Source organism: Rhodovarius sp., assembly GCF_040399605.1.
In the GTDB taxonomy this organism is placed as follows: domain Bacteria; phylum Pseudomonadota; class Alphaproteobacteria; order Acetobacterales; family Acetobacteraceae; genus Rhodovarius; species Rhodovarius crocodyli_A.
In genome coordinates this window covers 13520-36126 of the sequence record NZ_JBBARU010000026.1, presented here as the reverse complement: position 1 = coordinate 36126, position 22607 = coordinate 13520, and the positions used below count along the sequence as shown (strand labels likewise).

At 65.5% G+C, this 22607-nt stretch carries 23 protein-coding genes; 14 read left to right on the top strand and 9 right to left on the bottom strand.

What is annotated here, in order from left to right; genetic code table 11:
• The 4 genes from ABWP84_RS09110 to ABWP84_RS09095 form a co-directional block, all read right to left on the bottom strand.
• Nucleotides 1–1156 (bottom strand): tripartite tricarboxylate transporter permease (locus ABWP84_RS09110; RefSeq protein ID WP_353211709.1); only part of this gene is annotated, 1156 nt, incomplete at its 3' end.
• Nucleotides 1156–1587, bottom strand: a complete 432-nt coding sequence (locus ABWP84_RS09105) for a tripartite tricarboxylate transporter TctB family protein (protein WP_353211708.1) — start codon at nt 1585–1587, stop codon at nt 1156–1158. The genes ABWP84_RS09110 and ABWP84_RS09105, both read right to left, overlap by 1 nt.
• The gene (locus tag ABWP84_RS09100; protein ID WP_353211707.1) at nt 1584–2564 is read right to left on the bottom strand and encodes a tripartite tricarboxylate transporter substrate-binding protein; all 981 of its coding nucleotides are present in this window, start codon (nt 2562–2564) and stop codon (nt 1584–1586) included. Before ABWP84_RS09100 ends, ABWP84_RS09105 begins: the two co-directional genes overlap by 4 nt.
• Before the next feature lie 176 nt (nt 2565–2740).
• Nucleotides 2741–4045: an FAD-binding oxidoreductase gene (locus ABWP84_RS09095; RefSeq protein WP_353211706.1), complete on the bottom strand. Its 1305-nt coding sequence runs from the start codon at nt 4043–4045 to the stop codon at nt 2741–2743.
• Between the two features lie 89 nt (nt 4046–4134).
• On the opposite strand from ABWP84_RS09095, the gene ABWP84_RS09090 reads away from it, so the two are divergent.
• The 8 genes from ABWP84_RS09090 to ABWP84_RS09055 all read left to right on the top strand — a co-directional run bounded on the left by ABWP84_RS09090 (nt 4135) and on the right by ABWP84_RS09055 (nt 12419).
• A complete protein-coding gene (locus tag ABWP84_RS09090; RefSeq protein ID WP_353211705.1) occupies nt 4135–5235 on the top strand; it encodes an extracellular solute-binding protein in 1101 nt (366 codons plus the stop codon).
• The gene (locus tag ABWP84_RS09085; RefSeq protein WP_353211704.1) at nt 5232–6167 is read left to right on the top strand and encodes a glyoxylate/hydroxypyruvate reductase A; all 936 of its coding nucleotides are present in this window, start codon (nt 5232–5234) and stop codon (nt 6165–6167) included. Before ABWP84_RS09090 ends, ABWP84_RS09085 begins: the two co-directional genes overlap by 4 nt.
• A 1-nt stretch (nt 6168) precedes the next feature.
• Complete coding sequence (locus ABWP84_RS09080; RefSeq protein WP_353211703.1) at nt 6169–6927, top strand: class II aldolase/adducin family protein; 759 nt, start codon at nt 6169–6171, stop codon at nt 6925–6927.
• Nucleotides 6924–8009 (top strand): ABC transporter ATP-binding protein, encoded by a 1086-nt coding sequence (locus tag ABWP84_RS09075; RefSeq protein WP_353211702.1) that lies wholly within the window; start codon nt 6924–6926, stop codon nt 8007–8009. Before ABWP84_RS09080 ends, ABWP84_RS09075 begins: the two co-directional genes overlap by 4 nt.
• Nucleotides 7972–8829 (top strand): ABC transporter permease, encoded by an 858-nt coding sequence (locus ABWP84_RS09070; protein ID WP_353211701.1) that lies wholly within the window; start codon nt 7972–7974, stop codon nt 8827–8829. The genes ABWP84_RS09075 and ABWP84_RS09070 overlap by 38 nt, the downstream gene beginning before the upstream one ends.
• 68 nt (nt 8830–8897) lie before the next feature.
• Complete coding sequence (locus ABWP84_RS09065) at nt 8898–9620, top strand: ABC transporter permease (protein ID WP_353211700.1); 723 nt, start codon at nt 8898–8900, stop codon at nt 9618–9620.
• Nucleotides 9621–9663: 43 nt separating this feature from the next.
• The gene (locus ABWP84_RS09060) at nt 9664–11097 is read left to right on the top strand and encodes an amidohydrolase family protein (protein ID WP_353211699.1); all 1434 of its coding nucleotides are present in this window, start codon (nt 9664–9666) and stop codon (nt 11095–11097) included.
• A gap of 164 nt (nt 11098–11261) precedes the next feature.
• Nucleotides 11262–12419, top strand: coding sequence for an iron-containing alcohol dehydrogenase (locus ABWP84_RS09055; RefSeq protein WP_353211698.1), 1158 nt, complete (start codon nt 11262–11264; stop codon nt 12417–12419).
• A gap of 87 nt (nt 12420–12506) precedes the next feature.
• Here ABWP84_RS09055 and rpsU read toward each other — a convergent pair whose 3' ends face one another.
• Complete coding sequence (rpsU, locus tag ABWP84_RS09050; RefSeq protein WP_160121065.1) at nt 12507–12710, bottom strand: 30S ribosomal protein S21; 204 nt, start codon at nt 12708–12710, stop codon at nt 12507–12509.
• Between the two features lie 154 nt (nt 12711–12864).
• Here rpsU and def point away from each other — a divergent pair, with 154 nt between their 5' ends.
• The 6 genes from def (at nt 12865) to ABWP84_RS09020 (ending at nt 18216) form a co-directional block, all read left to right on the top strand.
• The gene (gene def / locus ABWP84_RS09045) at nt 12865–13359 is read left to right on the top strand and encodes a peptide deformylase (protein WP_353211697.1); all 495 of its coding nucleotides are present in this window, start codon (nt 12865–12867) and stop codon (nt 13357–13359) included.
• Nucleotides 13356–13919 (top strand): COQ9 family protein, encoded by a 564-nt coding sequence (locus tag ABWP84_RS09040; RefSeq protein ID WP_353211696.1) that lies wholly within the window; start codon nt 13356–13358, stop codon nt 13917–13919. The genes def and ABWP84_RS09040 overlap by 4 nt, the downstream gene beginning before the upstream one ends.
• Nucleotides 13920–14051: 132 nt before the next feature.
• Nucleotides 14052–14618, top strand: a complete 567-nt coding sequence (locus ABWP84_RS09035; RefSeq protein WP_353211695.1) for a hypothetical protein — start codon at nt 14052–14054, stop codon at nt 14616–14618.
• A 108-nt stretch (nt 14619–14726) separates the two neighbouring features.
• Nucleotides 14727–16037, top strand: a complete 1311-nt coding sequence (locus ABWP84_RS09030) for an ArgE/DapE family deacylase (protein ID WP_353211694.1) — start codon at nt 14727–14729, stop codon at nt 16035–16037.
• On the top strand, nt 16037–17011 hold the full coding sequence (locus tag ABWP84_RS09025; RefSeq protein ID WP_353211693.1) for a tripartite tricarboxylate transporter substrate-binding protein: 975 nt from the start codon (nt 16037–16039) through the stop codon (nt 17009–17011). Before ABWP84_RS09030 ends, ABWP84_RS09025 begins: the two co-directional genes overlap by 1 nt.
• On the top strand, nt 17008–18216 hold the full coding sequence (locus tag ABWP84_RS09020) for a M28 family peptidase (RefSeq protein WP_353211692.1): 1209 nt from the start codon (nt 17008–17010) through the stop codon (nt 18214–18216). Before ABWP84_RS09025 ends, ABWP84_RS09020 begins: the two co-directional genes overlap by 4 nt.
• Here the strand turns inward: ABWP84_RS09020 and grxD are convergent.
• From grxD to ABWP84_RS09000, 4 genes are all read right to left on the bottom strand, one after another.
• Nucleotides 18200–18535 carry a Grx4 family monothiol glutaredoxin gene (grxD, locus tag ABWP84_RS09015; protein ID WP_353211691.1) on the bottom strand — a complete coding sequence of 112 codons (336 nt, stop codon included), beginning with the start codon at nt 18533–18535 and terminating at the stop codon, nt 18200–18202. The two genes, ABWP84_RS09020 and grxD, sit on opposite strands and share 17 nt — an antisense overlap.
• A gap of 25 nt (nt 18536–18560) precedes the next feature.
• Nucleotides 18561–18794 (bottom strand): BolA/IbaG family iron-sulfur metabolism protein, encoded by a 234-nt coding sequence (locus ABWP84_RS09010; RefSeq protein ID WP_353211690.1) that lies wholly within the window; start codon nt 18792–18794, stop codon nt 18561–18563.
• A gap of 5 nt (nt 18795–18799) precedes the next feature.
• A complete protein-coding gene (gene purL, locus ABWP84_RS09005) occupies nt 18800–20992 on the bottom strand; it encodes a phosphoribosylformylglycinamidine synthase subunit PurL (protein ID WP_353211710.1) in 2193 nt (730 codons plus the stop codon).
• 190 nt (nt 20993–21182) lie between these two features.
• Complete coding sequence (locus tag ABWP84_RS09000) at nt 21183–22580, bottom strand: aminotransferase (protein ID WP_353211689.1); 1398 nt, start codon at nt 22578–22580, stop codon at nt 21183–21185.
• Nucleotides 22581–22607 lie beyond the last annotated feature (27 nt).

Sequence of the window (22607 nt, the reverse complement as noted above, 5' to 3'; positions counted from 1 at the left end):
TGAGCAGGCGGGCGAAAACCCCCACCAGGGGCAGGTTCAGCAGCAGCAGCATGGCATTGCCGATATACATCGAGGCGATGAGGCCCCAGGCGACATCGGGGCGCTGTTCGAAGAGCAAAGGCCCGGGGGTGATATTGTACATCAGCAGCGCGCCGAGCAGCACGGCGGTGGTGCCCGAGCCCGGGATGCCGAGGGAGAGCATGGGCACGAGATTGCCGATCTGCGCGGCGTTGTCGGCCGTCTCGGGGGCGGCGACGCCGCGCAGATCGCCTTGGCCGAATTTTCCCTGGGCGCCGTTCAGGCGTTTTTCGGCGGTGTAGGAGAGGGCGGAGGCGACGGAGGCGCCAGCGCCGGGGAGCACGCCGATGACAAAGCCAATGCCGGTGGCGCGCAGCATGGCGGGGGTGCAGAAGAGCACCTCACGCAGCGAGAGTTTGGCGCCGCCGCCGAGTTTGGCGGCCTCGCTGCGCAGCCGGGTTTCGATGAGGAGGAGGATTTCGCCGATGGCGAAGAGGCCTATGGCGAGGACGGTGAAATCGATGCCGCCGAGCAATTCCAGGGAGCCCAGGGTAAAGCGCTCCACCCCGGTGCCGCTATCCACGCCGACCATGGCCAGCAGCAGCCCCAGGCAGCCGGCGGCCCAGGCTTTGACCGCCGGGCCGTCGCTCACGGCACCCAGCAGGGAGAGGGCGAAGGCGATGAGGGCCACGTAATCGGCCGGGGAGAAGGCCACGGCCAGTTTGGCCAGTGGTACGGAGAGGAAGGTCATGGCAATGACCGAGAAGGTGGCGCCGACGAAGCTGCCAATGCCGGAGATGGCGAGCGCTGCGCTGCCGCGGCCCTGTTTGGCCAGGGGGTGGCCATCGAGCGTGGTGAGCACGGCCGAGGGTTCGCCGGGCATGTTCAGCAGAATGGCGGTGATCCGCCCGCCATAGCCCGAGCCGTAATAGACCGCGGCCAGCAGGATGAGGGCGCTTTCCGGTGGCAGGCGCAGGGCGAGGCAGAAGGGCAGCAGCAGGGCGATGGCATTGAGCGGGCCGATGCCGGGCAGCACGCCAATGGCGGTGCCGAGGATGCAGCCGATGAAGGCCAGCAGCAGATTGCCTGGCTGCAGGGCCACGCCGAAGCCGCCGCCGAGCGCTGCGAAGACATCCATCACAGCGGCAAAATCCCCTTGGGCAGCGGCAGGTCGAGCAACTTGTCGAAGAGAAGCCAGAGGGTGATGGCGGTGGTGATGCCGACCAGGAGCGCGGCCGGGGGGCGGGCGCCAAAGAGTAGCGCCACGGTGGTGGCCATCAGCGCGGTGGCCAGCATGAAGCCCAGCGGCAGCATCAGCAAGGCGTAGCCCAGCATGGCCAGCACCAATAGCGGCGGTGCGATGCGCCTTTCGGGTGGCGAAAAACCATCGGTGGGGCGCAGCAGCATCCCCAGGCCGCAGAGCGCCAGCAGCATGGCGATGGCGGTGGGGAAGGGGCTGGGGCCCAGCGGGTCGGCGGCGAAGGGGACTTCCAACTGCATGGCCGCGTATGCGCTGACCGCACCGAGGGCGATCAGCGCCGCGCCCAGAATGCGGTCGGCGGCGATCATTGTGTGGGTTGGATCAGGCCGACATCGCGGGCAAGCACGCGGTATTCCTCGGTGCGGCGCTTGGCGAGGGCGGCGAATTCGGCGCCCACCATGTTGAATTCGAACATACCCTGGGCGGCGCGCGCCTCCGGCCAGGCGGGATGGGCGTGGAGGCGGCGGAGCACATCGACCCAGTATTCGTAGGCGGCGTCCGGCATGCGGGGCGGGCCGTAGAAGCCGCGGATGATCGGCCATTCCACATCCACGCCCTGTTCCTTCGCGGTGGGCACCACAGAGAGGAAACCGGGCAGGCGCTGGGGGGCGAGCACGGCGAGCAGGCGGATTTCGCCTGCCTCCAATTGGCCGCGGATTTCCGAGGCGTCGCCGGGGAAGAGTTGGGTATGGCCACCCAGCAGCGCCGCCATAGCGGCCCCGCCGCCTTCGAAGGGGACATAGCGCATCCGCCGCGGATCCTGCCCGGCGGCACGGGCGATGAGGGCCACCTTGGTCCAATCCTGGCTGCCCACGGCGCCGGAGGAGCCCACGGGGATGTTGGAGATGCCCTCGCGCATGCCGGCCACGAGGTCGGCCAGGGTTTGGAAGCGGCTGTCGCGCTTGACGGCGATGACGCCGTAATCGGCGCCGACCGCGCCGATCCAGCGCACATCATTTTCGGCGAAGCGGCCGAAGCGGCGCTGGGCCATGTTCAGCCATGAGCCGGTGGAGAAGGCGATGAGCACATTGGGGTCCGTCGGGCGCTGGGCATTGATGTGGTTGATGGCCACCGCGCCGATGCCGCCGGGCATGTTCTGGGTGCGGATGGGGCTGGGCACGAGGTTGAGTTCGGAGAGCATCCGGGTGGTGAGGCGGCAGGTGACATCAAAGCCGCCGCCGGGGGCCGCGGGGGCGATGCATTCGGCATTTTGCGGCGTGAAGCCCAAGGCCTGGGCGGCCCAGGGAAGGGCGGCGGCGGCGGTAATGAGCATGCGGCGTTGCATGGGTGTATTCTCCCTGGGGGCGGTTATCGCCGTGAGCCTAAAGCATGATGCGTTGTAGCGGAATCGCGGAAGATGCTGAATCATTCTCACAGCAATGGCTGGAACATGCGCAGTGAACGCTGCCTGGTCTAGCCCGGTGCAGCGATCATGCGGTGGAGGCAAGGCTGGGCGGGTGGTTATGCCGCCATGCGCTCGATGCGGTCTTTCAGGCGATACCAATTGCCGATCAACGGCATGAACCACCAAGGGTCGCCGCTATAGAAGGGGCGGGTGGGGAAGGGCAGGTCGTCGAGGGCGAATTTTTCATTGGCCGCGCCGGCGATTTTCAGCGCCACATTATGGCCGAGCCAGGTGGCCATGGCCACACCCGAGCCCTGGCAGCCGCCGGCATAATGCACCCCATCCTGCACGCCGATATGGGGAAGGTGATCAAAGGTGAAGGCGACATTGCCGGTCCAGGCATGGGTGATCTTCACCTCGCGCAATTCGGGGAAGACCTCGCACATGGTGGCGTGCAGGCGTGGTGCGGCCTGTTCGGCGCTCTCGGCCGCAAAGCTGGCGCGGCCGCCCCAGAGCACGCGGCGGCCATCGGGCGAGGGGCGGAAATAATTCAGCACCAGTTTGGTGTCGCTGAGCATGCGCTGTTTGGGGAAGAGGCGTTCGATCTGTTCTGGGGGGAGTTCTTCGGTGGCGATGATGTAGCTGGCGAGTGGCACCATCCGCCGGGCGAACCAGGGGTTGGGGCCCTTGTGCGAATAGCCATTGGTGGCGGTGAGCACATGTTTGGCCGTGACCACGCCGTGATCGGTGGTGACGCGGAATTGGGCAGCCTGCTTCTCGATGCGGCTGACCCGGGTGGCATCGACCAAGCGCGCGCCCGCGCGTTCGGCCGCGGCGGCTAGGCCGCGGGCGTATTTGCCGGGATGGAGGCTGCCGGTCGCCTCAGCATGCATGCCGCCATGATAATGGTCGCTGCCGATGAATTCGCGCTGGTTTTCGCGCGGGATCATGGTGGTGGGCAGGGCGGACATTTCGGCGATGCGGGCGGCGCTTTTCTCCAGCACCTTGTAATGCCCCGGCGTCCATGCGCCGACGAAGCGGCCCACGCGCTTGTAATCGGCCTCGATCCCCTCGCGGATCATGGTCTCCTCGATGAAGGGGAAACTGCCGCCGCAGGCCTTCATGATCTCCATGGCGCGGGCGGGGCCATAGGTTTTCTCCAGCGGGCCGCGGGCGACTTTCAGCCCGCCCGAGACCATGCCGCCATTGCGGCTGGAGGCGCCCCAGCCGATGCGCTCGGCATCGATCACGGTGACATCATGGCCGAGCCGGGCGAGGGTGAGGGCGGCCGAGAGCCCGGCATAGCCGCCGCCCACCACCAGCACCTCGGCCTCGGCGGGCAGGGTATTGTCGCGCTGCACGGGTGCTGCGGCCTCCCACCACCAGGGGCGGGCTTTGAAATCGGCGGCGAGAATGGACATGCGGGGCTTCCCAATCGGCGTGGCTCGGTGTCAGCTTCCACCGCCCGGCGCGGTTCTTGCAAGGCCGGTTTGTCATCTGGAGAGATTTCATGGCGCAAAGCTTCCAACAGGATTGCGTGGAGTTGCTCGGCCGGCGGCTGGCCCAGGGGGAGATCAGCCGGCGGGCTTGGCTGGCCGGGCTGGCGGCGCTGGGGGCGCCGGCTGGGTTGGCGCAGGCGCAAGCGGGGCGGCCGCTGGTGATGGTGAATTGGGGCGGCCTGGCCAATGACGGGTTTGGCCGGTTTTATGGCGCGCCGTTTACCGCTGCCAATCCGGGGCTTGCGGTGACGCAGGACAGCACCGGCCCCTCGGCCGGGCGCATTCGCTCCATGGTGGAGAGCGGGCGGGTGACCTGGGATTTGTGTGATAGCTCGGCCAGTTCCGCCTATCTGCTGGGGGGGATGAACCTGCTGACCAAGATGGATTACGGCATTATCGACCGCACCAAGGTGATAGGGCCGGGTTTTGCGCTGGAATATGGCGCCGCACCTTATTCGTTCAGTTCGGTGCTGGCTTATGACAGCAGCAAATTCCCCACCGCGCCCACCTCCTGGGCGGATTTTTGGGATTTGCGGCGCTTCCCTGGGCAGCGTCTGCTGCGGCGCGATGCGCTGGGCACGCTGGATGCGGCGATGATGTCGCTGGGGCGCGCGCCGGACCAGGTTTATCCGATTGATACCCGCGCGGCGCTGCGCCGGGTGGCGGAGATTCGCCGCAACACGGTGTTTTGGTCCTCGGGCAGTGAGAGCGAGCAGTTTTTGCGCACCGGCGAGGCGGTGATGGGCCAGATCTGGCACACCCGCGCCACCGTGCTGAACCGCGAGAGCAATGGGCGGATCAAGTTCATCTGGAATCAGGGGCTGTTGCAGGCGGGTATTTTCGTCATTCCGCGCGGCAATCTGGGGGGGGCGAATGCGCAGCGGCTGCTGGGCGCCATGCTGGCCAATGCTGAGGCGCAGGTTGGCTTGCTCGGCCTTTTGGGCAATGGGCCTACCAACCCCGCCGCCGCCGCCCAGGTGCCAGCCGAGCTCAAGGCCAATAACCCGACCGACCCGGCGAATGAGCGCCAGCAGGTGGTGCTCAATGGCCAATGGTGGGGGGCGAATTACCAGCAGGCCAATCAGGATTATCTGGACACCATCACCGGGTGAGCCGGCTGGTGGTGAAATCCGGCGCCGCCGCCGGGTTCGAGGAATGGCGGGCCTGTTTTGCCGAGGTCGCGCCTGGCTTGGATGTGCGCTTCTGGGATGAGATGGGCGACCCGGGCGAGGTGGATTTCGCCCTGGTATGGGACCCTGAGCCGGGGCGGCTGGCGGCCATGCCCGGGCTGCGCTGCATTTTTGGCGCGGGTGCGGGGGTGGATTTGATCGTGCGCGACCCGGATTTTCCCCGCCATGTGCCGCTGGTGCGGATGATTCCGGCGGGTGCGGCGCAGCGGATGGGTGAATATATTTGCTGGGCGGCGCTGCATGTGCTGCGCCAGGGGCGGCGGATGGCGCTGGCCCAGGCGCGGGGGGCTTGGGATTATTTTGATTGTGCCAGCGCGGGTGAGACGCGGGTTGGCGTGATGGGCCTGGGCGTGATGGGCAGCCGGGCGGCTGTTATGCTGCAGGGGTTGGGCTTTGCGGTGCATGGCTGGTCACGCAGTGCCAAGTGCCTGCCTGGCGTGAAGGATTATGTGGGCGAGGGGGCGTTGGATGATTTTCTGGCGGCGAGTGACCTGCTGGTCTGTCTGTTGCCGGATACGCCTGACACGCGCGCCATTCTGGCGCGGCCGCTCTTCGAAAAACTGCCGCGCGGTGCCATGCTGATCAATGCCGGGCGGGGGGCGCAGCAGAATTTGGATGATGTGCTGGCGGCGCTGGAGGAGGGGCTGCTGGGCGGCGCGGTGCTGGATGTGTTTGAGCCGGAGCCGCTGGCCGAGGGCCACCCGGCTTGGGCGGCGGAGAGGCTCACCATCACACCGCATGTGGCGAGCCTGCCGCCGCGGCGCGAGCGGGCCGAATGGGTGGCTGCCTGCATCGCCGGCATCGAGGCCGGGCGGTGGCCTGAGAAAATCTACAACCCCGATCTGGGCTACTGACATGCTGCCAAAACCACCCCCTGAAGACCATGTGCCCAGCGCGCGCGAATTGCGTGAGGATCTGGCCGCCGCCTATCGGCTGGTGGCGCATTTCGGCATGACTGACCTGGTGTTCACCCATCTCTCGGTGCGGATTCCGGGCGAGGGGCATCGGTTTTTGGTCAATCCCTATGGCATGCTGTTTGAGGAGATCACCGCCTCTTCACTGGTGGAGGTGGATGCCGAGGGTGAGCCCTTGCAAGCCACATCCTGGCCGGTGAACCCGGCGGGTTTTGTGATCCATTCCGCGCTGCATCGGGCAGCGCCGCATGCGCAATGCGTGATGCACACCCATACCCTGGCGGGCATGACGGTGGCGGCGCAGACCGGGGGGATTTTGCCGCTGAACCAGATCAGCACCGAGTTTCACGGCCGGGTGGCGTATCATGATTACGAGGGCATCGCTGCCGATGACAACCTCTCCGAACGGGATCGGCTGGTTGCGAATATGGGTGATAAGCCCTGCATGGTGCTGCGCAATCACGGGTTGCTGACCGCCGGGCGCAGCGTGGCTGAGGCGTTTTACTGGCTGTATTATCTGGAGATGGCCTGCCGGATTCAGGTCTCGGCGCAATCCACCGGCGCGCCCCTCTCGCTGCCGCCGGCCCGGGTGGTGGAGCGCACGGCGGAGCAATTCAAGGTGAGCCATGACAAGGGCTGGCTGCCCTGGCAGGCGCTCAAGCGCAAGCTGGACCGCGAACAGCCGGGCTATCGGGATTGAGCGCCGCACTCGAATTGCGCGGCCTGGCCAAGCGCTATGGCAGCTTTGTGGCGGTTGAGGGGGCTGACCTTGCGGTGGAGCGCGGCAGTTTCCTCACGCTGCTCGGGCCATCGGGTTCGGGCAAGACCACCATTCTGATGATGATTGCCGGGTTTACCGAACCCAGCGCCGGGCGGCTGTTGCTCGATGGGCAGGACATCACTGGCCTGCCACCGGAGAAGCGCGCCTTTGGCATGGTGTTTCAGGGCTATGCGCTGTTTCCGCATATGAGTGTGGCGGAGAATATCGCCTTCCCGCTGCGGGTGCGCGGGCAGGGGCGGGCGGAGCGCGACGAGAAGCTGCGCGCGGCGCTGGATTTGGTGCAGTTGACCGGGTTTGCTGATCGATTGCCGAAGCAATTATCGGGCGGGCAGCAGCAGCGTGTGGCCCTGGCCCGCGCCTTGGTGTTTGACCCCGCATTGCTGCTGCTCGATGAGCCGCTCTCGGCCTTGGACAAGAAGCTGCGGGCGGAGTTGCAGGAGGAGTTGCGCGCGCTGCATCGCCGGGTGGGGCGCACTTTCATCAATGTCACCCATGACCAGGAGGAGGCGCTTTCGCTCTCCGATGAGGTGGCGATTCTCAACCATGGAAGGATTATCCAGAAGGGTGCGCCGGCGGCGCTGTATGAGCGCCCGCGCAGCCGGTTCGTCGCGGATTTTCTGGGCAAATCCAATTTCTTCCAGGGCGTGGTGCGCGAATTGGGTGGCGGCTGGCTGGGGGTACAGGTGGCCGGCTTGCGGCTGCGGCAGGTGGTGGATGGCCCCCGGCCGGGACTGGGGGCTGCGGTCTTGCTCTCGCTGCGGCCGGAGAAGATTGCGGCTCTGGGGGCTGAGGAGAGTGCGGATAATATCGTTGAGGGGGTGATCTCCGCCTGGTCTTATCTGGGGGCTGGATTCTCGCTGGCGGTGGAGACGGCGCTGGGGGTGTTGCGGGTGCATCTTCCGGCCTGGCGGGCGCCTTTTGTGCCCGAGATTGGCGCGGCCTTGCGCCTGGGTTGGGCCGCCGATGCCCCGACCCTTGTGGATGATGATGATGCGGCGTGAGGCGGGGTGGTATGCGCTGCTGCTGCCGGCGTTTCTGCTGCTGAGCGTGTTCTACGTCACGCCGATTTTGCAGGTGCTGGCGATTTCCTTTTTGGAGCCCTCGCCGGGGTTTTCGAATTACGAACGGATTGGCACCAATCTTTCGGTGCAGCGGGTCATCATCACCACGCTGCGGATTTGCAGCATCACCACGGTGCTGGCGCTGCTGCTGGGCTATGCGCTCAGCTACACCATCACCCTGGCGAGCGAGCGCGCGCGGCGCTGGTGGCTGCTGTGCGTGCTGGTGCCGCTGTGGATTTCGGTGCTGGTGCGCGCCTTTGCCTGGGTGACGCTGCTGCGGCGGCAGGGGTTGATCAATCAGACGCTGCAGGGGGCGGGGGTGATCAGCGAGCCGCTGGAATTGGTGTGGAATGAATTCGGCATCATCGTGGGCATGGTGCATTACATGGTGCCCTATGCGGTGCTGCCCATGCTGGCCTCGATGCGCGAGATTGAGCCGCGGCTGCTGGCGGCGGCGCGGGGCATGGGGGCCTCGCGCGGGCAGGTGTTTGCCCGGGTGTTTTTGCCACTCTCGATGCCCGGCGTGGTGGCGGCGGGGGTGTTGGTGTTCATTTTTTCGCTGGGCTTTTACATCACCCCGGCCATTCTGGGTGGCGGCAAGACGCTGATGGTGGCGGAGTGGATTTCGCTGCAGATCCTTGACCTCATCCGCTGGGGGTTGGGCACGATGATGGCCACGCTGCTGGTGGTGACCATCCTGGTCACGCTCGCGGTATTCTCCCGCGTGGTGAATATGCGCCGCCTTTTTGGGGGGGCGTGAGCATGGAGGGGGGATATTCGCCGGGGCGGTTTGGGCGCGCTTTGGGGTGGGCCACGGCGTTGTATCTGGTGCTGCCGCTGTTCATTATCCTGCCGGTCTCGATGACCGATCAGCGCTTTCTCTCGCTGCCGCATGAGGGGTTGTCGCTGCGGCATTACGCGGCGCTGTTTGCCTCGGGTGAATGGTTCGCCTCGATTGCGCAGAGTTTTTGGATTGCCTGTGCCTCGACCATTTTGGCGGTCAGTGCTGGCACGCTGTTTGCCATTGCCGCCTGGCGGATCAATCGCCGCGCCACGGAATTGCTGCGCGCGCTGATGCTGCTGCCGCTGATCGTGCCCAGCATTGTTTATGCCATTGGGCTGTATCGGTATTTCGGCTGGTGGGATTTGCTGGACCGATTTGCCGGTGTGGTGATTGCCCATGGGGTGACGGGGATTCCCTATGTGGTCATCACCGTCTCCACCGCGCTGGCCAGTTTTGATGTGCGGCTGGAGCAGGCGGCGCGGGGCATGGGGGCCTCGCTGCGGCAGGTGCTGGCCTGGGTGATTTTGCCGCGGATCATGCCCGGTATTGTCTCGGGGGCGATTTTTGCCTTCATCCATTCCTGGGATGAATTGGTGATTGTGCTGTTCATTGCCTCGCGCGATGTTTTCACCCTGCCGCGACGGATTTGGGATGGGATCAATGAGAACCAGGACCCGATCATGGCGGCGGTGGCGATGCTGCTGATTGTCTTCACCACGCTGCTGCTGGTGGTCGATCTTGCGGTACGACGGCGGCGTGATGGATGATGGGCGCGGGCCAACCGAGGCCTTGATGTGAGGGTGCGCTGATATGACCGTGACCGTGATCCGCGACGCTGAGCTCGTCGTTGCCTGGGATGCTTCCGAACAGCGCCACGCCTATATGCCCGGCGGCGATGTCGCCTTCCGCGACGGGGTGCTGAGCTTTGTTGGCCGTGGTTATGATGGCGAGGCGGATGTGGAGTTGTCCGGCCGTGGGCAGCTCATCATGCCGGGCTTGGTGAATATTCATTCGCACCCGACTTCTGAGCCGATGAATAAGGGGCTGATCGATGAGATCGGCTCGCCGGGGCTGTATAATTCATCGCTCTATGAATATATGCCGATTTTTCGCTCGGATTCGCAGGCAATTCCGGATTGCGTGCGGGTGGCGCTTTCGGAATTGCTGCTGAGCGGGGTGACGACGCTGGCGGATCTGTCCATCGCCCATCCTGGCTGGCTTGATTTGCTGGCCGAGGCGGGGATGCGGGTGTGCATCGCGCCGATGTTCCGCTCTGCCCGCTGGTTCACCAAGAATGGCCATGTGGTGGAATATGAGTGGGATGAAAAGGCTGGCGAGAAGGCAATGGAGGAGGCGTTTACGCTGATCCAGCGCGCCGAGCAGCATCCCTCGGGGCGGCTTTTCGGCATGGCCTGCCCGGCGCAGATTGATACTTGCGCGCCTGGCTTGCTGCGGGATTCACGCGCTGAGGCGAGGGGGCGGGGGCTGTCCTGGCAGATCCATGCCGCGCAATCGGTGGTGGAGTTCCATGAGATCACCCGCCGGCATGGCTTTACCCCCATCCAATGGCTGCACGAGATGGGGCTGCTGGATGAGCGGGCGGTGATCGGCCATGGGATTTTCCTCGATGACCATCCCTCCACGCCCTGGCACACCAAGAATGATCTGGCGATCCTGCGCGATACCGGCACCACGGTGGCGCATTGCCCGACCGTTTTTGCCCGGCGCGGCATCACCATGAAGGATTTCGGCCGCTATAAGCGAGGCGGCGTCAACCTGGGCGTGGGGACGGATACTTACCCGCATAACATGCTCGATGAGATGCGCCTGGTGGCCTATCTGGCGCGGACCCAGGCCAATGATCCGCGCACGATGAGCACGACCGATGTCTTCGATGCCGCCACGATTGGCGGCGCGCGGGCCTTGGGGCGCGATGATATTGGCCGGCTGGCGCCGGGCTGCCGTGCCGATTTTGTGGTGGTGGATGCCACCCATCCGCGGATGCAGCCCAATCATGACCCGGTGCGCTCGCTGATTTATGCCGCGGGCGATCGGGCGGTGAAGGATGTCTATATTGATGGCGAGAAGGTCGTGGCCGATGGCCAGGTGATGACGATGGATTTCAAGGCGGCGGCGGCGAATTTGGCGGAGGCGCAGAAGCGGATTGTCGGGCGGGCGACGGAGCAGGATTGGGCGCATCGGCCGGTTGATAAGATTGCGCCGCCTACTTTTAAGTGGGTTTAACCAGGGGAATGAATTCCCCCGGACCCCCTTCTTTTATTTTTGGTTTATTGGCGCTGGCTGCCGGGGTTATTCCCAATAGATAAAAATAAAAGAAGGGGGTTTGGGGGAATTCATTCCCCCAACGCTTACCTGTAATAATTTTCCCTCGCCCAAAGGAAACACCCATGGCTCTGAACATCGTCTCCCCCCGCTCCATCCTGGTGGGTGCGGGCACCGTCGCCCGCCTGGCCGAGGTGCTGGCGGCGCATGGCCTCTCTCGCCCGCTGGTGGTGACGGACCCTTGGATGGTGAGTTCCGGCACGGTGGAGAAGGCGCTGGCGCCGCTGCGCGCGGCGGGGATTGCGGTGGCGGTGTTTTCCGACACGGTGCCGGACCCGACCGATACCGTGGTCGAGGCTGGCGTCGCGGTTTTCAGCGCCGGGGATTACGACAGCATTGTGGGTTTTGGCGGCGGCAGCCCGATGGACACGGCCAAGGCCATTGCCATTCTGGCCGCCGTGGGCGGGCATATCCGCAGCCAAAAGGCGCCGCATGCGGCGGACCGTGCTGCGGCGCCGGTGATCTGCATCCCCACCACCGCGGGCACGGGCAGTGAGGCCACGCGCTTCACCGTTATCACCGATACCGCCAATGATGAGAAAATGCTCATCGCCGGGCTGGGCGCGCTGCCGCTGGCGGCGATTGTCGATTACGAATTGACGCTCACCGTGCCGCCGCGCACCACGGCCGATACGGCGATTGACAGTTTTTCGCATGCGCTGGAGGCCTATGTCTCCAAGCGCGCGACTGCGGTGTCTGACATGTATGGCGAGCGGGCGATGCGGCTGATCGGGCCCAATCTGCGCACCGTCTATAAGGAGCCCGGCAATCTGGCGGCGCGGGAGGCCATGATGCTGGGCGCAACCTTGGCGGGGCTGGCTTTCAGCAATGCCTCGGTGGCGCTGGTGCATGGCATGAGCCGGCCGATTGGCGCGCATTTCCATGTGCCGCATGGGCTCTCCAACGCCATGCTGCTGCCCGCCGTCACCCGCTATGGGCTTTCAGCCGCGCTGCCGCGCTATGCTCAGGCGGCGCGCTGCATGGGTGTGGCGCGGGAGAGTGATGCCGACCAAGTGGCCGGCGCCAAGCTGCTGGAGGAGTTGGAGGCGCTCAATGCCGAGTTGCATGTGCCCCGGCCCGGCGCCTGGGGCATTGATGCCGATCGGTGGAACGCGCTGCTGCCCACCATGGCGGCGCAGGCGCTGGCCAGCGGCAGCCCGGGCAATAACCCGGCCGTGCCCTCGGCAGATGAAATTATTGCGCTCTATCAGGAGGTGTACTGAGGGGGGGCAAACAGAAAAAGGGCGGCAACCAAAAGGCTGCCCCCCTTTTAAAATAAGAAACCGGGCCATAAACGGCCCGGGTTTGGATTAGAAACCCTCGCGCTCCAGGCGCTTGCGCTCCACCTTGCGGGCGCGGCGAACGGCCTCTGCCGCCTCACGCGCGCGGCGTTCGCTCGGCTTTTCGAAATGCCTGCGGAGCTTCATCTCGCGGAACACGCCCTCGCGCTGCAGCTTCTTCTTGAGCGCCTTGAGCGCCTGATCAACATTGTTGTCCCGAACGACGACTTGCACGCAGCGATCACTCCGATGGATCAAAAGGAATAGGAAAGACAAGAAGCGCCGCTGGCCGGAAACCGACCGCGTCGCCTGCTGGAAGCTGTGTAGACAGTTTTATGGCAGCGGGTAAAGCCCTTTCGCGCGGAATTGACCGCACTACATGGGTTTCATGGCCATTCTGAAGACCGCCCGCCTGGGCCACCCCGTTTTGCTGCGCATCGCCGAGGCGGTGGCAGACCCCACAACAGCCGAGATGCGCCGACTCGTCGCCGATATGGTGGAGACGATGGAGGATGCCAATGGGCTGGGCTTGGCGGCGCCGCAGGTTTATCGCTCGCTGCGGCTCTTCGTCTGGCGGGTTGATGATGGGGTGGCGGCGATCTTCAACCCGCAGATCACCCCGCTGGAGGGGCCGGCCGAGCCTTATTTCGAGGGTTGCCTGTCCATCCCCGGCCTGCGTGGCGAGGTGACACGGCCCAGCCGCATCGCCTTTCGCGGCCTGGACATGGCGGGGCAGGTGATTGAGGGCACCGCGCAGGGCCTGGCCGCGCGGGTGATGCAACATGAGCAGGACCATCTTGATGGTGTGCTATATCCGATGCGCATGACCGACCTCTCCCGCCTCGGCTTCACCGAGGAATTGGCCAGGAACCAAGACCCATGACCGACCCGCATGACGCCATCATCGACCGCCTGCTGCCGCTGATCCCGCATCTGGGATGGACGAGCCGTGCCCTGGCCGAGGCGGCGGGGGATGCAGCGCTGGCCGAGAGCGCTTTTCCGCGTGGGGTGCGCGATGCGATCGCCGCCTGGTCGGCGCTGGCGGATCGGCGCATGGCCGAGGCCGCGGCGGCAGAGGGGCTGGAGGGGCTGAAGGTGCCGGCGAGAATCCGCCGCGTCATCGCCATTCGCCTGGAACAGGCGCAGCCGCATAAGGCGGCGCTGCGTGATGCACTGGCCCTGCTGGCCCTGCCTTGGCATGCGCCGCTCTCGGCCCGGCTGGCGGGGGCGACGGTGAGTGCGATGTGGTATGCGGCGGGGGATAAGAGCGCTGATTTCTCATGGTATACCCGCCGCGCCACCCTGGCTGCGATTTATGGCGCGACCTTGGCCTTTTGGTTGCGTGACCCCTCGCCGGATTTGGCCATGACGTTGGAATTCCTCGACAGGCGGCTGGCTGATCATGCGCGGCTGCACCGGATTATTCCCCGCCGGGGGAGCTGAATGTTACGGTGCCATCCTGGCACTTGATTGCAGAGACTTGAAAAGGCTTGATTTTGTTGGGGCTTCGCGCGGCACGATTCTGACTGTAGAAAACCTGTCCGAGACACCCACAGATTTGGAGATCAGGCGCCCATGTCGCCCTTCCGCACGATGATGACCGGCCTTCTAGCCGCCAGCCTGGCAACCCCCGCTTTTGCCCAATGCATGCAGCCCACCGAGAAGCCGGGCTTTGATATTCGCGCGCTGCAAAGCCAGTTGATGGTGCTGGCGCTGACCTGCAGCCAGACCGATGAATATAACCGCTTCGTGACGCAGAACCGCGCGGTGCTGACCGGCGCCTATAACGACGTGCAGCGGCATTTCCGCCGCGTGGCCGGCAATGCCTGGCAGCGGCAGATCGACGCCTACATCACCAATACCGCCAATGGCCATAGCCAGACCGGCATCAGCCAGGGCTCGCTATTCTGCTCCAACCAGGCGCAGCTCTTTCCGCAGGCGCTGGCTGTGACCACCCGTGAGCAACTCGCGCAGCTTTCGCAGCAGCGGCAGATCACCCAGGTCTATGAGCCGCCGGCCTGCGCCGCCCCGCCTGCGCGCAACGCCAACCGCGCCGCGGCGGCCCCCAACCCCGCCAATGGCACCCCGCGCAGCAACGGCCAGCCGGCCTCGGCGGGGAATACCGCGACACCGCGCAGCTGAGGCTGCCGCCGCGCGCTGTTTGCGAATGGCGCGCGGGGGCGCGTTATTTGCCAGCGGCGCCGGCTCGGGGCTGGTTGCCGCCGGGCCATCCTCTCGCCAAGCTAGGGCATGACACAACCCGCGATTCCTGAGCGCCTGCGCGCTGCCATTGCCGCCAATTTCGCCGCGCAGACCAGTTTTCTGGCCGATATCGTCCGGTTTCCCAGCCTGCGGGGCAATGAAGCGCCTTTGCAGGATTTCCTCGCCCGGCAGATGGCGGCGCGGGGATGGTGGGTGGATCGCTTTTCGCTGGCCGATGTGCCGCTGGAAGGCCACCCCAAGGCGAGCCCTATGGTGGATGTGGACCCTGCGGGCTCCATCCAGGTGGTTGGCACGCTGCGCGCGCGCGATGGTGCTGCGGGCGAGGGCATGATCCATGGCCGGGGCCGCAGCCTCATCATGCAGGGCCATATTGATGTGGTGCCGGAAGGGCCCACCGCGATGTGGAGCCACCCGCCCTATGCCGCGCATATTCAGGATGGCTGGCTTTATGGCCGCGGGGCGCATGACATGAAATCGGGCGTCTCGGCCATGTTCTTCGCCATGGATGCGCTTAAGGCTGCGGGGTTGCGGCCCTGCGCTGATATCCATGTGCAGACGGTGACCGAGGAGGAGAGCACCGGCAATGGTGCGCTGGCGACGCTGCTGCGCGGCTATCGCGCCGATGCGGCGCTGATCCCTGAGCCCACCGGCGGCACCATCACCCGCGCCCATACCGGCACGCTGTGGTTTAGGCTGCGGGTGGCGGGGGTGCCGGTGCATGTTGCGGTGGCGCAGACCGGCAGCAATGCGATCATGAGCGCCTATCAGCTCATCCAGGCGCTTTATGCCCATACGGCCGAGGCCAATAAGGCCGCTGCCCAGCATCCCTGGTATAAGGGCATCGAGGCGCCGATCAAATTCAACCCAGGGATCATCCGTGGCGGTGACTGGGCGAGTTCCACCCCCGCCTGGTGCGAGGTGGATTGTCGCATCGGCCTGCTGCCGGGGCGGGATGTGGCGGTGGTGCAAAAGGCGGTGGAGGCTGCAGTGGCCGCTGCCGCGCGGGCGGATCATTTCATGGCCAATAACCCGCCCGAACTGACCTGGCATGGCTTTCTGGCCGATGGCTATGTGCTGGAGCCGGGCAGCGAGGCTGAGGCGGTGCTCGCGGCTGCCCATAGCAGCGCCTTTGGCGGTGAGATGCCCGCGCGCATCACCACAGCGGTGAATGATACCCGGTTTTATGGGCTGTATTTTGGCATTCCCGGCCTGTGCTACGGGCCGAAGGGCGAGGGCGCGCATGCCTTTGATGAGCGCACCCATCTGGAGCATCTGCAGACGACGACGCTTGCGATGGCCAGTTTCATCGCCGATTGGTGTGGGGTGGAGGAGGCGTGATGCAGCGCCGCTCCTTGGGCACTTTGGTGGGGGCCGCTTTGGCCGCGCCCGCCTTGGCCGCGCCCGCTTTGGCGCAGGAGGCCTGGCCCGCGCGGCCGTTGCGCATTGTGGTGCCCTTTGCCCCTGGCGGTTCTTCGGACACTTTGGGGCGGCTGATCCAACCTGGGCTGCAGGCCGCGCTCGGCCAGCCGGTGATTGTGGAGAACCGTGCTGGCGCAGGCTCCATGCTGGGGGCGGAATTCGTCGCCCGCGCGGCGCCGGATGGCTATACCGTGTTGCTGGCGGACCTGCCCTTCGCCATCTTTCCGGCGTTGCAGGAGCGGCTCTCCTTTGATCCTTTGGCTGATTTTGCGGCGATTTCGCTGATCGGTGTGGCGCCTTTGATGATGTTCGCGGCGAAGGAGCTTTCCGCCCGCAATGCCGCCGAATTCGCCGCTCTCGCCCGCGCCCAGCCTGAGGTGCTGAATTATGGCTCGGGTGGGGTGGGTGCCTCCAGCCATCTTTCGGGCGAGTTGTTCCAGCGCGCCACCGGCACGCGGCTGACGCATATTCCCTATCGCGGCGGTGGGCCGGCCATGCAGGATCTGGCGGCGGGCAATGTCAATTCGGTCTTTGTCACGCTGGCCTCGGCCTTCCCGCAGATGCAGGCCGGGCAGGTGCGCGCGATGGGGGTGATGGGCAGTGAGCGGCTGGCGGTGCTGCCCGATGTCGCCACCATGCGCGAGCAGGGGATTGATCTGATCAACGAACATTGGTGGGGGTTGCTCGGGCCCGCACGCATGCCGCCCGCCGCCATTGCCCGGCTGGCCGAGGCGTTGCGTGGCGTGATGGCCGCGCCTGAGATCATGCCGCGGATGGATGCCCTGGCCGTGCTGCCGCGCGCCACTGGCCCGGCACCGCTGGCGGCGCTGATTCGCGCGGACCTTGCACGGATTTCGGACCTGGTGCGCAGCCAGAATATTCGCCCGCAATGAGCCTGGAGCAGATTCTCGACGGCATCACCGCCGACCCGCTGCTGTGGAGCGATTTCAACGCGCTCTGCGATGCCGGGGGGCGGCAGGCGGGCAGTGACAGCGCGGCGAGCGCCTTCACCTTCGCCGCGATTCGGATGGCGGCGATCGGCACGGTCTGCAATGAGCCATCCTCCTATGCGGGTTGGACCTGCCATGAGGCGCGGGTGGTGCATGAGCCGAGCGGCCGGCTGATCCATGCCGTGCCGCTGCTGGGGACCATGGCCTGTGAGGATTTGGTGCTGGAGACGAGCGATATGGGGCGTGGCGCGCCGGGGCAGTTTGGCCCGGCGGGGGGCATGGCGGGGCTGGCTGCCATGGTGCGGCATGAATATCCCTTCGCCACCCATACCGTGCATCGGCGGGTGAAGCTGGCGGCGGCCGCTCAGGCCGGAGCGGGGGCGGTTTTTGTGGTGCAGCCTGAGCCGGGGGTGGGGCCGGTTTCTGGGTCTTCGGGGCGCAATGGCGGGGCGGGGATTCCGGGGCTGGGCATTGGTGTTGAGGATGCGGCCTTGCTGGCCTCGGGCGGGCGGGTGCGGATCACCATCGCGGCTGAGGACCACCCGGCTGAGACGCCGAATCTGGTGATGGAGATGCCCGGCCGAACCTCTGGGATGGTGGTGCTGAGCGCTCATCTGGACGGGCATGCGCTGGGCGAGAGTGCGCTGGACAATGCGACCGGAGTGGCTGCCGCGCTGTGTCTGGCCCGGGCCATGGCGCCGCATGTGGCGGGGTGTGAGAATGGGTTGATGCTTTGCCTGTTCGGCGCCGAGGAATGGGCGCTGGCGGGCAGCCGCGCCTGGCTGGCCGCGCAGCCGGCCGAGCGGCTGGCGCGGATGCGGATGAACCTCAATCTCGATTCTGTGGCGGGGCACGGCCAGCTTACCGCGCTGACCAGCGGCTTTGCCGAATTGCCGGAATTTTTGCGCGGCGCCTGGCCTTCGCTCGCGGTGCATGAGCCACTGATGCCCAATAGCGACCATGCGAATTTTGCCGCAATTGGCGTGCCGGCGGCGCGGATTATTGCCGGCTTTAATGCGCCTCAGAGCAATTTGCGGTTTTTGCTGACGGCGGCGGATCGGCGGCAGTTGACCTCGGATGGCGAGTTGCGCGCCGCCACATTGGCGGCAGCGCGCATGCTCTGGGCGGCGCTTACGCTTTCGCGGTGACGCCGGCTTCTTCCATCAGGCTCTGCAATTCGCCGGCCTGGAACATCTCGGTCACGATATCGCAGCCGCCGACGAATTCGCCCTTCACATAGACCTGCGGGATGGTGGGCCAATTGGTGTAGGATTTGATGCCTTCGCGGATTTCGGCGTCCTCAAGCACGTTCACGCTTTTGAACGGGACGTTGAGGTGGGAGAGGATTTGCACCACGCGGGCGGAGAAGCCGCATTGGGGGAAGACCGCCGTGCCCTTCATGAAGACGGTGACGGGGCTGGCATCGATCTCGGCCTTGATGCGGTCGAAGACGGGGTTCTCGGACATGGTTATTTCCTTGCTGGGAGGATGATTATTCAAGAATGGCGGTGGTGAGCGCAAGCGCATGCAGCGCACCGCCCATGCGGCCCTGCAGGGCGGCATAGACCATCTGGTGCTGCCGCACCCGGGGCAGGCCCTTGAAGGCGGCGGAGGTGACATGGGCAGCGTAATGGTCGCCATCGCCGGCGAGGTCCTTGATGATGACCTCGGCATCGGGCAGGGCGGATTTGATGAAGCCTGCGATTTCGTCGGCTTGCATGGGCATGGGGCTCAGTATCCTTGCATCAGCGCGGGCAGGGTTGCTTCATGCGCGCGGCTTAGTTCTTCGGTGGATATGGCGCCGAGGCTGGCCAATTCCAGGTTGGCGCCGCCGCTTTGGCCGAGCAGCAGGGCGGGCACGCCGGCGGCTTGGGCGGCGGCGAGCAGGGCCTGGGCATTGCTGACGGCGAGGATGTAGCGGGCCTGATCCTCACCGAACCAGAAGCCGTGATCGCCGCTGGCGGTTATGCGGGCACCGATGCCGCTGGCCATGGCCATTTCGGCCAGGGCTACCAGGAGGCCGCCATCGCTGAGGTCATGGCAGGCCAGCACGGCGCCGGACAGAATGTGTTGGCGGACGAAATCGCCGTTTTTGCGCTCTTCGGACAAATTGACCGGGGGCGGCGGGCCGGCCTCTTGGCCGGCGATCTCGCGCAGCCAGAGGGATTGGCCGAGATGGCCTTGGGTGTGGCCGATGAGGACCAGGGAAGCGGCCTCGGGCATGGCGAGGCCCACGGCATCGGCCAGTTTTTCAATGACGCCGACGCCGCCAATGGCGGGGGTGGGCAGGATGGGGCGGCCTTCGGTCTCGTTGTAGAGCGAGACATTGCCGCTGACGACCGGGAAATCCAGCGCGGTGCAGGCGGCGGCCATGCCGCGGCAGGCGGCGGCGAATTGGCCCATGATGCGGGGTTTTTCCGGATTGCCGAAATTCATGTTGTCGGTGATGGCCAAGGGCTGGGCGCCGGTGGCGGTGATGTTGCGCCAGGCCTCGGCGACGGCCTGTTTGGCCCCCTCTTCCGGGTCGGCCAGTACATAGCGGGGGGTGCAATCGGTGGTGATGGCCAGTGCGCGGGCGGTGCCTTCGACGCGGACGACGGCGGCATCGGCCTGGCCGGGGCGTTTGGCGGTTTGGCCGCCCACCTGGGCGTCATACTGGTCCCAAATCCAGCGGCGGGAGCAGAGGTCGGGCGAGGCCACCAGGGTTTTCAGTGCGGCGAGGATGCCCACCGGGTCGGCCACCGGGGGGAGGGGGGGTTGTTTGGGGGTGTCTTCGGTGGGGCGGTTGTAGAGCGGGGCTTGCGATTCGAGGGGGGCGAGGGGGATCAGCGCCTCGGTCATGCCCTTATGGCGGATTTCGATCATGCCGGTATCGGTGAGGTGGCCGATGACGGCGAAATCGAGTTCCCATTTGTGGAAAATGGCTTCGGCGATGTGCTCCTGGCCGGGTTTGAGCACCATGAGCATGCGCTCCTGGCTTTCCGAGAGCATCATCTCATAGGCGGTCATGCCCTCCTCGCGCTGGGGGACGTGGTCCATCTCCAGCACCACGCCCATGCCGCCCTTGCCCGCCATCTCGACGCCGGAGGAGGTGAGGCCGGCGGCACCCATATCCTGGATGGCGACGATGGCGTCGGTGGCCATGAGTTCCAGGCAGGCTTCGATAAGGAGTTTTTCGGCGAAGGGGTCGCCGATTTGGACGGTGGGGCGCTTTTCTTCCGAGTCCTTGTCGAATTCGGCGGAGGACATGGTGGCGCCGTGGATGCCGTCGCGTCCGGTTTTGGAGCCGACATAGACGACGGGGTTGCCGATGCCGGTGGCGGCGGCGGTGAAAATGCGGTCGGCCTTGAGGATGCCCACCGTCATGGCATTGACCAGGGGGTTGCCATTATAGGCGGGGTGGAAGTTCACCTCGCCGCCCACGGTGGGCACGCCCACGCAATTGCCATAGCCGCCAATGCCGCGGACCACGCCATCGAGGATGCGCCGGGTGCGGGGCAGGGCTGGGTCGCCAAAGCGGAGCGCGTTGAGGTTGGCGATGGGGCGCGCCCCCATGGTGAAGACATCGCGCAGAATGCCGCCCACGCCGGTGGCGGCACCCGAATAGGGCTCGATGAAACTCGGGTGGTTGTGGCTTTCCATCTTGAAGACGGCGGCCAGGCCTTCACCGATATCGATTACGCCGGCGTTTTCGCCGGGGCCTACCAGCACCCAAGGCGCCTTGGTGGGCAGGGTTTTCAGCCAGATTCGGGAGGATTTGTAGGAGCAATGCTCGCTCCACATGACCGAGAAGATGCCCAATTCGCACAGCGTGGGGTCGCGGCCGAGAATGGCCAGGGCGGCGGCATATTCATCCGGCTTGAGGCCGAATTTTTGCGCCAGATCGGCGGCGGCGGCGGGGGCGAGGGGAGGGACGGAGGGCATGGCGCGCTTGTCGGGCGGCGGGGCTGGGTTGTCCAGAGTGGTTTTGGCTGGGGTGGTTGTGGTGTTTGCGGACAAATTGCCGGCGGGGGTTTGGGTGGCGCTGGGCATGGGGTGGTAATAGGAAAAATTGCCGAAAAAGGCAAGGGAAATGGCGGCAGGCCTTCCGGTCTGCCGCCACATCAGGCCGGGGTTACGCGCCGGCCAGTTTGGCCACCGTGGCCGCCAGCGCCTGGTCCAGCACCTCGATCAGCGTGTCGCATTCGCTGCGGGTGATGACCAAGGGGGGCGAGAGAACGATGGTGTTGGAGTGCCTAGCACCGCCGCCGGAGCGGCCGACGATGACGCCATGGGCGCGGCAGAAATCGACCACGCCGCCTACCAGTGCGCCATCCAATTGGGTGCGGCTTTCACGGTCGGTCACCAATTCGATGCCCAGCAGCAGGCCCTTGCCGCGGATATCGCCGGTGATGTGGTGGCGGAACAGCGCGGCTTTGAGGCCTTCCATGAGGTAGGCGCCCATGCTGGCTGCCCGCTCGGGCAGTTTTTCTTCCAGCATGATCTCGATATTGCGCACGGCCACCGCGGCGGCGACGGGGTGGCCGCCATAGGTATTGACCTGCATCACCTGGCGGGATTCGGCGACTTCGCCGAGAAAGCTCTCGAAGACGTGGTTTTTCACCACCGTGGCGGCGATCGGCAGATAGGCGGAGACGATGCCCTTGGCGACGGCCATGATATCTGGGCTCACGCCATAATGCTGGTGGCCGAACATTTTGCCGGTGCGGCCGAAGCCGTTGATCACCTCATCGACATGCAGCAGCAGGTCATATTTGCGGCAGATGGCCTCGACCATGGGCAGGTATTCATCGGGGGGGACGGCGACGCCGACGCCGGACATGATGGGCTCGACGATCACCTCGGCCACGGTTTGCGGGCCTTCGCCGAGGATGGTGGTCTCGATGGCTTTGGCGCAGGCGACGCCGCAGCTGGGATATTCGAGGCCGAGCGGGCAGCGGTAGCAGGTGGGTGCGGGGACATGGACGAATTCGCCGGCATAGGGCTCGAACTTCACCTTGCGGTCACCCATGCCGCCGGCGGCCAGGGTGGCCAGGGTGGTGCCGTGATAGGCGTAGTAGCGGCTGATGGTCTTGAAGCGGAAATCGGAGGGGAATTCATGCTTGGCGTATTGCCGGGCGATCTTGAAGCCGGCCTCATTCGCCTCGGAGCCGGAATTGACGAAATAGGTGTGGTAGTCGCCGCCCATGAGGGTGTTGATCTGCTCGCCGAGTTGGGCGGCGGGCAGGTTCATGGCGGTGTGCGGGTAATAGGCGATGGCCTGCATTTGCTCGGCGGCGATCTGCGCCAATTCGGTGCGGCCATAGCCGATATTGACGCACCAGAGCCCGGCCATGGCGTCGAGATAGGTGGTGCCATCGGCATCGACGATGGTGGAGCCTTGCGCGCCCGTCACCACCATTTGCTTTTGTTCCAGCGCCTTGTGCTGCAGGAGCGGGTGGAGGACGTTGTTGAGGTCCTGTTCGACGACCTTGCGGCGGGCTTCGGGGTCGGGCTGGTTGGTGAGGGACATTGGCGCTTCCTTCGCTGCGGGCGGGAA